Source organism: Acidisarcina polymorpha (assembly GCF_003330725.1).
GTDB classification, from domain to species: Bacteria; Acidobacteriota; Terriglobia; order Terriglobales; family Acidobacteriaceae; genus Acidisarcina; species Acidisarcina polymorpha.
Genome location: NZ_CP030840.1, coordinates 5,392,868 through 5,407,552, shown reverse-complemented (window position 1 = coordinate 5,407,552; position 14,685 = coordinate 5,392,868). Strand labels below are relative to the sequence as shown.

12 protein-coding genes are annotated in these 14,685 nt (G+C 57.4%); 1 reads left to right on the top strand and 11 read right to left on the bottom strand.

Going from position 1 to position 14,685, the window contains the following annotated elements; genetic code table 11:
• The first annotated feature begins 20 nt into the window (after window positions 1-20).
• Window positions 21-1,613, top strand: coding sequence for an acido-empty-quinoprotein group A (locus ACPOL_RS22980; protein ID WP_114209126.1), 1,593 nt, complete (start codon window positions 21-23; stop codon window positions 1,611-1,613).
• A 97-nt stretch (window positions 1,614-1,710) separates the two neighbouring features.
• On the opposite strand, the gene ACPOL_RS22975 is transcribed toward ACPOL_RS22980, so the two are convergent.
• The 11 genes from ACPOL_RS22975 to cobG form a co-directional block, all read right to left on the bottom strand.
• Complete coding sequence (locus tag ACPOL_RS22975; RefSeq protein ID WP_161557526.1) at window positions 1,711-4,182, bottom strand: chitobiase/beta-hexosaminidase C-terminal domain-containing protein; 2,472 nt, start codon at window positions 4,180-4,182, stop codon at window positions 1,711-1,713.
• Window positions 4,169-5,149, bottom strand: a complete 981-nt coding sequence (locus ACPOL_RS22970; protein WP_114209124.1) for a PQQ-binding-like beta-propeller repeat protein — start codon at window positions 5,147-5,149, stop codon at window positions 4,169-4,171. Before ACPOL_RS22970 ends, ACPOL_RS22975 begins: the two co-directional genes overlap by 14 nt.
• Window positions 5,150-5,189: 40 nt before the next feature.
• A complete protein-coding gene (locus tag ACPOL_RS22965; RefSeq protein WP_236656969.1) occupies window positions 5,190-6,596 on the bottom strand; it encodes an O-antigen ligase family protein in 1,407 nt (468 codons plus the stop codon).
• A gap of 617 nt (window positions 6,597-7,213) precedes the next feature.
• Window positions 7,214-7,981, bottom strand: coding sequence for a precorrin-6A synthase (deacetylating) (gene cobF / locus ACPOL_RS22960; protein WP_114209122.1), 768 nt, complete (start codon window positions 7,979-7,981; stop codon window positions 7,214-7,216).
• On the bottom strand, window positions 7,978-8,784 hold the full coding sequence (locus ACPOL_RS22955) for a cobalt-precorrin-6A reductase (protein WP_236656968.1): 807 nt from the start codon (window positions 8,782-8,784) through the stop codon (window positions 7,978-7,980). Before ACPOL_RS22955 ends, cobF begins: the two co-directional genes overlap by 4 nt.
• Before the next feature lie 2 nt (window positions 8,785-8,786).
• Window positions 8,787-9,533: a precorrin-4 C(11)-methyltransferase gene (cobM, locus tag ACPOL_RS22950; protein ID WP_114209121.1), complete on the bottom strand. Its 747-nt coding sequence runs from the start codon at window positions 9,531-9,533 to the stop codon at window positions 8,787-8,789.
• The gene (locus ACPOL_RS22945) at window positions 9,530-9,916 is read right to left on the bottom strand and encodes a cobalamin biosynthesis protein (RefSeq protein ID WP_161557525.1); all 387 of its coding nucleotides are present in this window, start codon (window positions 9,914-9,916) and stop codon (window positions 9,530-9,532) included. Before ACPOL_RS22945 ends, cobM begins: the two co-directional genes overlap by 4 nt.
• Window positions 9,913-11,139 (bottom strand): precorrin-6y C5,15-methyltransferase (decarboxylating) subunit CbiE, encoded by a 1,227-nt coding sequence (gene cbiE / locus ACPOL_RS22940; protein ID WP_114209119.1) that lies wholly within the window; start codon window positions 11,137-11,139, stop codon window positions 9,913-9,915. Before cbiE ends, ACPOL_RS22945 begins: the two co-directional genes overlap by 4 nt.
• A complete protein-coding gene (locus tag ACPOL_RS22935; protein WP_114209118.1) occupies window positions 11,136-12,671 on the bottom strand; it encodes a precorrin-2 C(20)-methyltransferase in 1,536 nt (511 codons plus the stop codon). The genes cbiE and ACPOL_RS22935 overlap by 4 nt, the downstream gene beginning before the upstream one ends.
• Window positions 12,668-13,291 carry a precorrin-8X methylmutase gene (locus ACPOL_RS22930; protein ID WP_114209117.1) on the bottom strand — a complete coding sequence of 208 codons (624 nt, stop codon included), beginning with the start codon at window positions 13,289-13,291 and terminating at the stop codon, window positions 12,668-12,670. Before ACPOL_RS22930 ends, ACPOL_RS22935 begins: the two co-directional genes overlap by 4 nt.
• Window positions 13,288-14,571, bottom strand: a complete 1,284-nt coding sequence (gene cobG / locus ACPOL_RS22925; protein WP_114209116.1) for a precorrin-3B synthase — start codon at window positions 14,569-14,571, stop codon at window positions 13,288-13,290. Before cobG ends, ACPOL_RS22930 begins: the two co-directional genes overlap by 4 nt.
• Between the last annotated feature and the right edge of the window lie 114 nt (window positions 14,572-14,685).

The following is a 14,685-nucleotide window of genomic DNA, read 5'->3' as shown; positions in this document are numbered from 1 at the left end:
GAAAGGTGCCCGGAGAAAGTATGAGCCTGGGTTGGCGCACGTTGTCTATTGCTCTCTGCGCGGGGCTCTTTCATAGTGCCGCGCCATCATCGCTGGCGGCACAGGATGTAACCGCCGCCGACCTCGCCCATCCCCCGGCCGATAGCTGGCCTGGATATCATGGTGATTACTCCGGCAAGCGACATAGCAGCCTGACCCAGATCACGCCGGCGAACGTCTCGCAGTTAAGCCTTGCCTGGGCCTTTCAAACCAACCAGGGCGCGCTCATCAAATCCACGCCTCTGTTGGTGGATGGGATTCTCTACTTCACGGTTCCGGATAATATCTGGGCAGTCGATGCTCGGTCAGGCCACCAAATATGGCACTACACCTACCCGCCGAATGGCGGCTTGCACATCGGTCATCGCGGGCTGGCCATTTACAAGAATTGGCTGTTCTTCCTGACACCGGATGCCCACCTGGTGTCACTGAACGCTAATGACGGCAGCGTCCGCTGGAAGGTGCAGGTAGCCGATGCAAGCAAAGGTTACTGGACCACCATGGCGCCTCTGATCGTCGAACCGAATGGACAAGGAAACGTCATCGTTGGTGTCTCCGGCGATTTCGATAATCTTAGCGGCTTCCTGAGGTCGATCGATCCGGAGACCGGGCGCACCCTCTGGCAGTGGGACAGCACGGCTCCAGTCGGGACGCCAAACATGTCCACCGGTGGCATGACATGGATGACCGGAACCTACGACCCCGATCTCAAGCTGGTGTATTGGGGTACGGGGAACCCGACTCCCGTCCTGAATGGCTCGACCCGGCCGGGAGATAACCTCTACACCTGCAGCATCGTAGCAATCCAAGCGGACACCGGAAAGCTCGCCTGGGCATTCCAGCCGTCTCCCCATGACACCCACGACTGGGACGCAGTCGAGACGCCGGTACTCGTCGATGGCGACTTTCACGGCAAGCCGCGGAAGATGCTGATGCAGACTTCCCGCAATGGATACTTCTTCGTACTCGACCGCACCACTGGTGAGAGCTTGCTGACCAATTCCTATGGTCCGGTGAACTGGACTCTGGGTATCGACAAGCAGGGTCGCCCCATACCGAATCCGGAGAAGCAGCCCGCGCCCGATGGACGCCTCATCGCTCCCGATGAAGGCGGTATGACGAATTATCGCTCCCCGAGCTTCGATCCTAAGACTGGTCTCTTTATTGTCGACGCCCATCCCAGCTATAGCATCTACTTCGCGAAGCCAGCTGATGGCACTTATGGTTGGGCTGGCGCCGACTACGGTCTCTGGGGCAAAGGAGTCATCGAAGCCATCGACTATCAGACGGGAAAGATTCGCTGGAGTCATGATGTCGGCCACGGCGGCTCAGGAGCAGGCGTCCTCAGTACCGATTCCGGAGTGACTTTCACGGGCGACGCCAAGGGGAATGTGCTTGCCTTAGATTCCAGCAACGGCGAAACACTGTGGCATGCTGGAGCCGGAGCACCGATGGCCAGCTCTCCAATCACCTACGAACTCGATGGGCGCCAGTATGTCGTGACCAGCAGTGGCGGAGTTTTATTCGCCTGGTCCCTACCCGGCGTAGCCACTCAACCTAGCGGAACCCGCTAGCCATTCGGAGACTTACTTCCATCCCATCGACTCTCACGAAACTGGGGCGCAGAAAAACCTGGCGCCCCAGTGCTGCTTGTCTCCCGATTAGCGAAGGCTATGGGCTGCTATAGGTCCAATTCAAGATGTTCTGAACCGCTGTCGATCCCCCGCTCGCCCCTGTGAATCCGAGATACGCGGTATAGCCGCCAACAATCGCGGGTAAGTTCACGGCCACGCTGTTGGTGGAGAATCGATGGCCCGCAGCATCGCTGATTGTCCATGTCAGCGTCGTTCCGTTGTAGACGATATGCGCATGATCCTGGTGCCCGAGATCCAGCTCCAGGAAGCTTGGCGTGAGATCGATTGACGGCACTGTGGGCATCGCACCCTCCGTGTAAAATCCGGTGGAGTCGTTGCCTTCCCCTGCATTGCTATAGAGGTCGAACTTGATCGCCGCGCTCTTCCCGATACCTTCGTAACCCAGGCCACCGCCTCCTAGGCCGATCGCATGAGGTCCAGCGTTTTGCAGGACAAACGAGAATCCGTCTGCCACCGCGTTCGTCAGCCGAAAGTCGAAGTCAGTCGTGAACGTTGCAATCGGCACTGGAGTGGCGAAATAGGCGCTCGACGTTTGCCAAGTGGTTCCATTCGTCAACTGAAGAGCGGACCCGGAAAGCGCCGCGTTTCCATTGAGAAGAAGATCCCCTAAATCGAAGCCTGCTGGATAGTTCGGGACGGACGGAGATCCACTGACAAAGGTCCAGTAAGTGATCTTCTGGCTCGACGTGATTCCGCCAGTGGAGCCGGTGAAGCCCACATACGCAGTATTACCTCCCACGTGCCCGGGGATGCCGACACCGAACGCATGCGACCAGCTCGCCCCGGTAATTTGGTCGGTGATGGTCATGTTCAACACCATCCCGTCGTAAGTCATATGGACTGCCATGTAGTCCCCGCTATGCAGGTTGATACCGGAATTCGTCAAATCGTAAGAAGGGATCGTTGGCTGCACGCCATTGAAATAAATGCCAGTCGAGTTCGCCCCTTCTCCCTGGTCGTTATAGAGATCAAACTTGATGGCTACACTATTGGGAATGCTCGCATAACCGAGCGAGCCGCCATCCCCGCCAATGGCTGTTGGACTATTGTTCTGAATCGTGAAGGTAATGCCGTCTCCTGCCGGATTCGATAGCTGGAAGACAAAGTCGGTGGTAAACGATCCAATATTCACCGGCGTCTTATAGAAGGCGCTTCCCTTTTCCCCCATGCCGCCGTTCGTCAACTGCAGGCGGAAATCGTCCAGCGTGGTGCTTCCGTTGAACTGAATCTGGTTTTCAGATCCGACGAAGCCGTTCGGAAATGCAAGCGTGTAAACCGGATCGATGTCGTACACCTCGTTCACGACGAAACTCGGTAAGAGATTCGGAGATACCGCAAACGCCTTCACGGTCTCAGAAACCGAAATGGTCAGGGGTTGGCTGTAGATACTGGAGGAAGTTGTGGGCGTCGACCCATCGACGGTGTAGTAAATTACGGCGTTCGGCGAACCATCGGTGATCGTCAGTGTCCGCGCCCCGGAGTATTCTCCAGTCGCCACCGAAAAAACCGGATCCAGAGTTGTTGTGGAGGACGTATAGGTCGCGGTCGATGGAGTTCCTTGCAGATATCCGGCCGCGTTCGCCATGGCAGTAATGATTTGGCTCGAGGTCACGGTAATCGGGCCGGTGTAGTAGTGCGAGTGCACTGTAGGAGTCGAGCCGTCGGTCGTGTAATAAATCAGCGCGCCCGGGGTTGTGTCGGACATGCTCACCGTCTGAGATCCGGAGAAGATCCGCGATGGAGGATTGAAGACCGGCGAGGTCACAGTCGGCGTGCCTCCCAGTATTCCGTAAATACTCAACTGATTGGCCGTTCCAACATAGACCTTGCCATTCGCAACCGTCGGAACCGTGAACCTCACGGCTGGACCCGGCGCGTCTCGTTCCGCATTCGCGCTACTCACATAGAGCAATTTCCCGAGGTCTGTAGCATCGTAGGCCAATAAGATCGCCGGGCCGGCTATCGTGTAGCCATCGTTCTTCAGCAGCCACACGATTCCATTCTGTGAGCCATTGGCTGAGATGGAAGGGGTAGGCCCGGGATAGGAAAACTGCTCGGCTGTTTGACTCACCGGTGCGGACGAGATCGCGCCGTTGAGAAAAGAATATTGGGTAGCACTGGAGGTCAATCCCGTAGGAACGCCTCCGAAATAGAGGGATTGGTTCCAGTAAGCTGGCGCCCCCCAAATTCCCGCTCCCCACGAACTCGTGCCGGCAGCCGAGGTCTTGATTTCTTGAACTACCTGATCCCCGGCGGTGTTATATCCGCCCATATTGTCGCGATTGAGCAGCGTAATGGCACCGAATTTTCCCACGTGAAGGAGGCTGTTCAGCGTCTGCCCCGACGGCAGGGTTTGTGCCGGCAACAGTATTGGACCACCGGAACCGACATCGCCATCCTGGGCATCGAGCGTTGCTGCGTTAGAGGGGGTGAATTCATCCTCGACCGTCATCACGCCGCCAGTAAGATCCAGATCAACCAGGCTCATCCCATAGCTTTGGGCGTTTGTATAGGGGGGGCGCCACTCCGATGGTGCCATTCCCCGTCGAGAAAAACATCCGGCCATAGGGCTTGCCGGGGTTATTTACTTCCGCCGCAAGTCCCGCACCGCCTTGCCAGATACCGCCTCCGTTTCCATTCGGAGTCGTACAGTAGATGCTGATCAGTTTCAATGTCGCAGCGTTGTAGGCGAATATCCAGCCATGCCACGCGCCATTATCGTTGATGGATGCATAGGGAACATACACGACGCCGTTCAAGAGGAGCAGTCCCGCCCGTTGAACCTCCAGTTCGGGATCGAACGTCAAAGTTCCGTTTACGCTGCCACTGCCCGTGCCGGGAACCGTACCCTGAATCAAGGTCGGGCCGCCAAACTTCTCTCCTCCCGTGGTGATGTCCACGGCATGAAGGTGGGCCGCCCAATTGCCATTCTCTTGAGTCATGATGGCCACATACATGGTGTTTGTGGTCAAGTCGATCGTGGGAGTGCCAAGGATTGTATAAACGGTCGGGGAGCTTCCCCACAGCAGCGACGTCTCCCATAGCGGCACAGCATTGCCACCACCGTTGGTGTCAGCGTCGAAGGCATAGAGCGTCCCTGCGGAGCTTCCAACGTAGACCACATTGTGGACGCCTTTACCCGGAATCGTTACTCCCGAAACGAACAGAGGCTGGGCTCGAATCGGGTTGTCCACTGCCTGCGAAAAGAGCCTTCCAAAATTATTCGGATTCACCGTGGCCGGGGTGAGAATCCTTTCCGTCAGATTTTGGCCGGTGCGGGCGATGTCGTTGTGCGCGGTTACCACGCTGATTTGAGCCTGCGCAAAGGCAAGGCTCAACCCGCAGAGGAAAAAAACCGTAGGTAAAGCCCGCAAGCTCCGCCGTCCGTAATCCCCTAGCTTGGGCAAAAAACGGCGAACAACGACACCAATACTCTTCCCGCCATCAGTTTTCATACTCGCTCCACAAAAAGGAAACTCAAAGTGTCACAAAGGTCTAGCTTGCACTGGCGAGCTTGCCGTCATCGCAAATCAGACCAAGCAAAGCCATGATAAAGATCTGCGGCAGCAGATCGTTGATTGAAGAGAAAAATGGAAGTACGGAGAAGATAGCGGCAGTCGCTATCACGAAGTCACTGCCGAATTTCAGAGCTTTACGAGAAAGGACTGACCATACCCTCCAAGAAAAAAATACGACCAGCAGGAGCCCGACGATCCCGCTGTTCAACAGCATTTCGATGTATCCGTTGTCGATCGAAACCGGAGCAGCGGTTGCGGGCATGTTGGCACTCCCAACCTCCCGCCATGGCGATGTGCCTGTGCCAAACGCCAGTTGGCCAGGCGTCTCCCCGAGATACTGGACCGTATAGTACCGCCATTCCATCAAGCGCGATTCCAAAGACGAGGTGTTTCCAATACCCATGCCGGACGCTTGCCCCGATGCGTAATACCCCTGAGCGACGAGCAAAGCACCCATCAAGGCCCACACCAAGGGGACGAAAGGAACCAGTTTCCTTGTACTCTTCAAGTGAATGAGGATCACCGTCGCCACACAGGCCAGGAAGCCCAGAATCGTCAAACGGGTGAGAGTCGCATAACAGCCAAAGGCGCTCATCACCACGATGATGTACCCGAAAACCTTTTGTCTACCGCTTTTGAAACACAGACTCGTGCCGAAAGCTGCAGTCAGGCAGTAAAAGATTCCAGCGTGCAAGCCGCTCTGGAAAAGACTGAAGGCCCTTACCTTTCCTCCGAAGATAAACGAGGGAATCGTAAAGGAGTTGTCCAGGCTCTCCGTCGCCACCACTGGCGTGTTGGTTACAAATTGCAGGACCGAGACGCAGAAACAAGCCACGAATAGCACCATCACGAGCGCGACCACCGCTTCAGAACGGACGATGATGGGGGTGGAAAGAGCAAAACCTATGATCACCAGCGGTATCAGGTACGACCCCATCGAGACCTTGAGGTCGGAGAAACTGTAGTTGGTAAAGGCACTCAGCAGGAAGAAGTCCACCACTACATAAAACGCCAGCAGCATGGTGGCGAGCATCAGCGGATTGTTGCGCAGCCGCCTCCGGAACAAAACCAAACCTGCCATAAGCAGGACCAGGACCTGGAAAGAGTTGGCAGTGATCGGAATATGCCCGCGAGTCAGGAAAATCTCCAGCTGCGGCAGTGCTCCATTGACGACGAACAAAGTGATGTAGAGGACGATAGCGGTGCTTAGCAGAATGCCGAGAAAACTTTGCGATGTCCGGTGGTCGGGTCTGGCCTTAACCGCATCTCGCCGACCTACCCACGGAAGTGTGGAAGCGTCCGGCATGAGAGTCTTGGTAAATCCGTTCATAATAATCGTCCCCTTAACCAGAATGGCAAAGTACGCGTTGCCAAGTAAAGGCACAATGGCCGCTTCATTCGCACGTTGGTTCCGCCAAATCACTCAACAGTAACGAACAAAAGCTGTCTTCGCCGTTCCACCGGGGGGCATCAGTCGAGAATTTCGGACCGATAGGCCAGAATCCTCGTTGAGTTGCCCTACTCCAAACCAGAAGGCCCACTTCTTAAGTGCGAAGAGAGTTTCTATAGAGTTCTCCCGCACAGATCCTTGAACTCATATTCCAGTGAAAATCCTTGAGAGACACCGATCAGTTATCTCTTCCAACCGGAAGAACTATTCCTTGATCGTGAACCAGAGCATAAGGGAACATTGGACGAAGCAAAGTTGCCGCCCGAAATCGTAAACATGAGACTCGCTGCCCTAGAATCGTGAGAAACCTTCTCTAGTTGCTAAAAGAGTCATTTGGACCTGTGCAGGATGTTATATCCATTCCCGTTTTGGCACAAGCCTAAACGGAAAGCCTTCTCCCTCCGCTCAAACCTGCCGGACCACATGAATCTCTTTTGAGAAGATTACCATTTTGTTAATAGCGGAATGTCAATAAAGCGAGCACTCACTCGGTAAAGCCTCGGCGAGCATTCAAGTTGCTTCAACGACATTCCAAAGCTGAAACCAAAGCTTCACTTCCGGTCTGGTTTGCTGAGCATATAGGTATCCATAATCCAGCCCTTCCGCTCGCGGGCGTTGGTGCGCTTCTGTTCAATCTCCCCGGAAACGTCACTCAAATTACCGCGCACTAGAATTTCATCCTGCATTCCGAGATACGCTCCCCAGAAGATCTCCGTGTCTTTCTCCTGGCCAGCGAGGCTTCTGAAGACGCAGTTGCCGTCGAGCATCACGACGACTCTTTCCATCTGCTCCAGTCCCGCCGCGAGATTTCTTCCAGTCGTGATGCAAATGGACTCTCCAATTCCATTCAACGTGATCTTGTGGCGCGCAGCCAGCGCTTGAACGCTGGTGATGCCGGGGACCACTTCATACTCGAACGCTACTTGAGAGCGAGCAACAATCTGATCGATGATCCGGAGGGTACTGTCATAGAGGGATGGATCTCCCCAGACCAGGAAGGCCCCGCACTGGTCCTCTGTCAGTTCGAGCGAAATCATCTGTTCATAGAGCAGAGCGCGCTCGCGATGCCAGTGTTCCACGCGGGTTTTGTAGTCAGGTATGCCGGGGTCGCGGACCGGGTCGGATGTTTCTACCACTCGGTACGATTTGTTTTCGATGTACCGGTCACAGATTTCTTTTCGCAGGTCGACGAGTTCCTGCTTCGCATCGCCCTTGTCCACGAAGAAGAAGACATCCACAAGATTCAACGCTTTGATCGCCTGAATCGTGATGTATTCGGGGTTTCCGGCACCAATTCCAATGAGATAGATTTTTCTCATATCGCGTCTATGCTCCTCATGATCGCGCTCGACTCGAGTACCTGCGCGAGGCCGCCGACAAGTTTTCCAAGATCCGAGAAGGTTGAATGGTTGGGTGCCGCCGGCCGGTCGATCATGATGACGCGGATGCCAAGTTTCCGGGCCGCTTCGATCTTCGGATAAGTCACGGTGCCCCCACTGTTCTTGGTGATGAGGATCTCGATTGACTCCTCACGCAGCATCTTCAATTCCGATTGCAGGTCGAACCCGCCCCGCTCAAGGATCAGCTTCGAGCGCGGCGGCAGCGGATCGGTTGGATAGTCGATCGCGCGGATCAGAAACCAGGCATCTCTGCATTCCGCGAATGCGCCGACTTGCTGGCGGCCGATCGACAGGAAGATGCGATGGTTCCACTTGTTAACCAGAGCGGCGGCTGCGGGTACGTCGGCGACATGCATCCACAGGTCGCCCTCGACCCGCTCCCAGGCGGGGCGCTCGAAGGCAAGGAGAGGCACGTCCAAATTTCTGCATGCTTGTTCGGCGTTTCTGCTGATCTGGGCAGCAAATGGATGGGTCACATCAAGGACTGCGCTGATCGCTTCTTCGCGTAAGTAGGATGTCAACCCATCGGGGCCGCCAAAGCCTCCGATGCGGACGATGCCGGCGGGTAAATGCGGCTGAGAGAGCCGGCCAGCGAGCGAAGTGATGACCGTAAGATCTCTGTTGTTCGCGAGTATGGTCGCAAGTCGGGATGCCTCATGGGTTCCGCCAAGGATCAGGATGCGTGGAGAGGGAAACGTCATTGGATCGATGCCGGCGCGCATGACTATGACGAACGATCTCTGGCTATCGAGTAGAGGAAGCTCTCTCCCGAACTGCTCTCGTCGAGACACTTGCCGACAAGGATCAGAGCGTTGCGATCGATGCCAGCTTCGCTGACGACCTCCTCAAGGGTGGAGAGCGTCGCGCGCAAAATGCGCTCGTCAGGCCAACTTGCGCGGAAGACGACGGCGACCGGGCAGTCTGCGCCGTAGACCGGCATAAGCTGCGAAGTCACCAGATCGACGTTTGTAATAGAGAGATGAATGGCAAGAGTTGCGCCGGTGCGGCCGAGCGATGCAAGGTCCTCCCCCGGCGGCATCGGTGTGGAGCGGGTCGAGGTGCGGGTGAGGATCACGCTTTGGGCGACCGAGGGTATGGTCAGCTCGCGGCCCAGGGCGGCTGCAGCAGCGGCAAAGGAGGGCACCCCCGGAGTAATGTCATATGCGATTTCAAGCTGATCGAGCCGCCGAATCTGCTCGCCCATCGTGCTCCAGATGGAAAGATCGCCCGAGTGGATGCGGGCCACATCCAGGTTTTCCTGATGAGCCCGCGCCATCTCCGCGATGATCTGGTCAAGGTTCATCTCGGCGGTGTTCACGATGCGAGCATTGGCGGGAGCATGGGCGAGGATTTCGGTTGGCACCAGCGAACCCGCATAAAGGCAGACAGGAGAATTGTGGATGTGGTCGCGTCCACGCAGTGTCAGCAGGTCGGCTGCTCCAGGGCCGGCGCCTATGAAGTGAACCTTCATTGGTCTTCCGCTTGAGGCAAGGCCGCGACTGCACAGGTACAGAAGCGCCCGGTGCGGCGCCGGACGACCAAGCGCGCACCTGGCCCGAGCGAAGCAAGCGCAGATGCCTCAGCAACGTTTCCAGTATCAGTCATCGTCAAGGCTAGAGGTGAGTGGGTTGAAGTCCCTGGAACTTTCGCCAGAGTGCTTGCAGGAAAAACCACCAGACGGAGGCCGAGCGTCTCAGCAACCAAGGCCCCCATCGCCGCGCGGCGATCGAGTGTGGCGACTATGCCATCCCCGCGCATCTCGGAGGTACAGGCTTGGATCAGTTGAATGATGTCGTCACAGTTTGCGCGCGACGAGCAACCGAAGCCGATCGAGATTTGTGGAGATGAAATCATTCCTTCGTGACCGACCATTGGGTAATCGGCATCATTGGCCGCCACCCGAAGGCTCGCCCTACCGGGACCGAGCGGGAGATGGCGATGCGGACAAGGTTGCCTCCGTAAAGTGTATGCCAGTCCGCTATTTTGACTTCGGTCTGGATTGTGACCGCGTTGACGACGAGTCGACCGCCGGTCCTGAGAACACCCCAGCATGCCTCGAAGAGACCCGGAGTCGACGCGCCGCCTCCGATGAAGATTGCATCGGGCGGCTCAATGTCAGCAAAGGCAGAGGGTGCCGTGCCTTCGATCACCTGAAGCCCGGGGGTTCCAAGCAGCTTCGCATTGACCCGGATTTGCGCCGCGCGATCCGATCGGGTCTCGAAGGCAATTGCACGGGATGAAGGATGAACTCGCATCCATTCGATGGCGATTGTCCCAGTACCCGCGCCGACATCCCAAAGCACTTGCCTGGGAAGCGGCGATAGGCTTGCCAGGGTGATCGCGCGAACCTCTCGCTTGGTGAGCTGGCCATCCGATTGAAAGACATTGTCTGGCAGGCCCGGCGCGATGGAGAGCGGTCTGGTAGAGGCATCGGGGATGCATTGCACAGCGATGAGGTTGAGTTGCGCGCATTGCTTCACGGTCCAGGTTGCGGCCTGTTTGCTTATCTGCCGTTCGGAGGGTCCACCGAGATGCTCGAAGACATGGAAGGCGCTCTCACCGTAACCCGATTGCGTCAGCAGCTTTGCGACCACCGAAGGCGTCGCCCCATCTTCGGAGAACAATACCAGGCGCTGGTCTTTGCAAAGGTAGCGTAGCAATTGTTCGGGCGGCCGGTTCACAAGCGAGATGAGAACCGTATCAGCCACGGGCCAGCCAAGACGCGCGCAGGCAAGCGAGAAAGAAGAAATATGCGGGATCACCCAAAACTCTGGCGGGGATAGTTTCCGGGTAAGGCTGACACCAACTCCGAAAAGCATCGGATCACCGCTTGCAAGCACGGCTACGCTGCGACGTCCTCGATGCTGATTGAGAATTTGATCGACAGCGGGGCCCATTGGAGACGGCCAGGCGACCCTTTCCGCCGACCCTTCCCCTCCGGGAATAAGGTCCAGATGGCGCTTGCCACCATAAAGCAGATCGGCCGATTGGATGAGATCCCTTGCCTTGGCGCTAAGTCCGGACCAGCCGTCTTCGCCCACCCCAATCACCGCGAGCCAGGGCTCGAGGGTGCTCATGCGGGAGTGTCCTGCGCAGCATAGCTGCGGGGCGTGTAGATAAGTTTGCGACCGTCGGTCAGGTCGATGCCACGCGTAGTGGACGAGCCGATGAGGATGACCGTCTGCATGTCGGCGAGAGACGGTTCGAAGTGGGCAAGGTCCGTCACGACGATCCGCTCATCGGCACGACCGACGCTGCGTGCGAGCACGACAGGAGTGTCGGGCGCCCGGTATGCCGCAATGATCGATTTCGCCTCAGCCAGCTGCCACACGCGCTCTGACGAGATTGGGTTATAGAGAGCGAACGCGAAATCAGCCTCGGCCGCGGCGTGGAGGCGCTGCGTGATGACCGGCCATGGCTTGAGCCGGTCGGAAAGCGACAGGACGCAGAAGTCGTGGCCTAAAGGTGCGCCTACTCGCGAAGCCGCAGCCTGCATTGCGGAGAGGCCAGGGACGATTCTGATGTCGAGCGCACGCCAGGACGGTGGTCCCTGCTCGACGCATTCGAGAACCGCCGATGCCATTGCAAAGATACCGGGATCTCCCGAGGAGACAACGCACACCTTGCAGCCTGCGGCAGCCAGCGCAATCGCGTGCCGCGCGCGGTCGGCCTCGACTTTGTTATCCGAGCCGAAGCGTCTCTGCCCGGAACGCTCAGGCACCCGATTGAGGTAGGTGTGATAGCCGACCAGATCAGAGGCCTCAAGCAGCGCGCGCTGCGCCTCGGGAGTGATCCAGCCATCGTTCCCTGGTCCAAGGCCAACTACTGAGATCCATCCAGCACTGTTGATGGCTTCTTCTCGTTGCGCCTGGCTGCCGTCGGGCACGAGAATTAGCGAGAAATAGGGAACGCTGTCGGGATCGACCTCATCAATGGGCACGATCCGCTCAGCGGCCATTGTGGCGCGCTCGATGAAAAGTGCCTTCTCGGCGAGACCAGCTTTGTCGATGGCTCGTTTCACCTTGGAGAAGTTGCGCCCCAGCTTCATGATGGCGAATGCACCAGTCGCTGAAAGTTTCGCAGCCAGGATCTCTTCAGAGAGCGTTCCGAGCAGAACGGTGAAGGGAGTGTCCCTGCGAGCCAGAGGTGCTCCGAATCGCGCGGCCGCTCCCATGATCGCGGGAATGCCTGGTATCACCTCAGTTGCAAAGCGGTGAGCGAGACGGTCATGCAGATACATATACGAGCCATAGAAGAACGGGTCGCCTTCGCATAGAATAGCGACGTTTCGTCCGGCTGCGAGATGCCCTGCAATCTGCTCGGCCATCTCGTCGTAGAATTCGGAGATCGCCACCTCGTACCCGCCAGGATGGGTAGTTTCCTCCGTGGTCACTGGATATATCATCGGGATTTCGATCTGTCCGTGAACGAGCTCAGAGCCGACGATCGAGCGGGCATTGCTTTGACCATGCCTTACACAAGGGTAGGCGACGACTTGCGCCTGCCTAAGAATGCGCAGGGCTTTGACGGTGACCAGTTCCGGATCTCCGGGTCCGAGGCCGACTCCCCAAAGGCGCCCGGCTGGCGGAGCTTCGTTCGCCTGGCTCATTCGTCCTCGCAGGCCAGCGCATTCACCGCGGCGGAAGCGATGGCGCTGCCGCCCCGGCGGCCTCGAACCGTGAGATACGGAAGCCCCAGCGAGTTTGCGGCGAGCGCCTGCTTCGATTCAGCCGCCCCGACAAAGCCAACCGGGATCCCGATGATCAAGGCTGGATGCGGTGCGCCGGTCTCGATCAATCCGAGTAGATGGAAGAGCGCCGTCGGTGCGTTGCCGATCACCACGACCGATCCAGCCAGCCGGTCACGCCAGAGTTCCACGGCGGCCGCGGTACGCGTGGTTTGCAGCTCTTTTGCAAGGGCCGCGGTGCGGGGGTCGTTCAAGGTGCAAATCACCTCGTTGTTGCCTGGGAGCCTGGAACGCGTGATTCCGCTGGCGACCATCGTCGCGTCACAGAAGAGTGGTGCGCCGGTTCTCAGGGCGCCAACTCCAGCGGCGGCGGCATCGGCAGAAGCCTGTACGTCCTGCGCAAGATCAGTCATTCCGCATGCATGAATCATGCGCACAACCACTCGCGCGAGGTCTGGTTGAAATTCCTTCAAGTCGGCTTCTCTTCTGATGATCGAAAAAGATTCCCGATAGATGGCCGCGCCATCCTTAACGTAGTTCATCCCTGAGCAACCTCAGTCCGGAATTTCTGGTGCAGGGCAACGATCGCAGCAAGTGCAAACTCCGGCGAACAACTGGATGCGGCAAGTGCACCCTCGATTTTAAGAGTGTAGCCGGACTCACTCGCAATCATCTCCGCAGTAGCCCCGTGACGTCGGGCGCACTGCTTCTCGCATCCAGACAGGTTGACGGTCCATCCTTTCGCCGCGTCGCTGCCGGCAAGACCTTCGGCGAGTAGAGTTGCGTGAGCTCGTACATCTGCAAATGAAGCGTCGCAACCTGCACTGCCAGCGCAAGCCGCTATGCCACGAAAGCCATCTCGGCCGCTGCACGACAAGCCAGCTGCTTCAAGCCGGTCGACGATCCCGATCGCCTCGTTCTCCGGAATGCCGCAGAGAACGACCCCACGCCAAGGAGCAAGTCGAAGCCCTCCGTGATGCTCTGTGGTGATTGCGGCAAGTAGCTCGGCCTGGTCCGCTGAAAGTCTTCCGAGCGGTACGGTTGGAGCAATCGTCACATAGCCGGTGTGTGCTGTAGGTTGAATTCCGAGGGGCGCTTCGGCGAAGACCGGTTGGGCAAGCTGCTCCGTGCTGGGACGCAACATGTGTTCAACGCCAGAGAGCAATTGATTCCCACCATGGGGCAAGGCCAAGATGTTCTTCGCACGGGCAGGCACTGCATTGTCCATCGAGAGGTTGATGCAAGCTTCCGCCAATTGCAAAAGGCAGGAGACGGACTCTTCCGTCGAGACGGTAAATCCCAAATCCTGACCAGCGATGAAAAGCTGAAAGCGGGGACCTACGGGAGTTTCCACTGCTTCGAGCGAGAGGTCTTCTTGATCCTGACTGAACTTTTTTCCCCCGCCATGAAGCCCGAAGCTAAACTTCGGATGGAGCTCCGCATAGCGCGGCTCCATCTGGAGATGCTCGTCCAGTTGCCGAACAAGCGCAGAAACGTCGATGAGCTCTTCCGCGTCGATCCCTGCCAAGGGACTGGCCACGATGTTACGAACGCGATCGTGTTGGCGTGACGGCAGGAGATCTGCGTCGGCTAAGGCATGGATCAGGCCTTCAACATCCTGCTGCTGGATAGCTCGCAGTTGGAGGTTGGCACGAGAGGTAATCTCGATCTCTTGATCGGCGAACATCCGTGAGGCCTCGGCGACCGTCTTGAGTTGACTGGCCTGAATCACTCCGCCGGGGATCCGTATTCGGACCAGCAAACCGTCCTTCGCAGGGACTGGGTTTAGAATCCCCGGGCAGAATCTGGCTCCAACTCTCATAAACGGTGATTCCTGAGCACTATCGAGATGTCTCCACCCGGAAGGTGCAATTCCAATCGCAACTTGGTTCTCAAGTCCATTAAAGATATCTTAACGGAGGTCCGGCAGCCCATC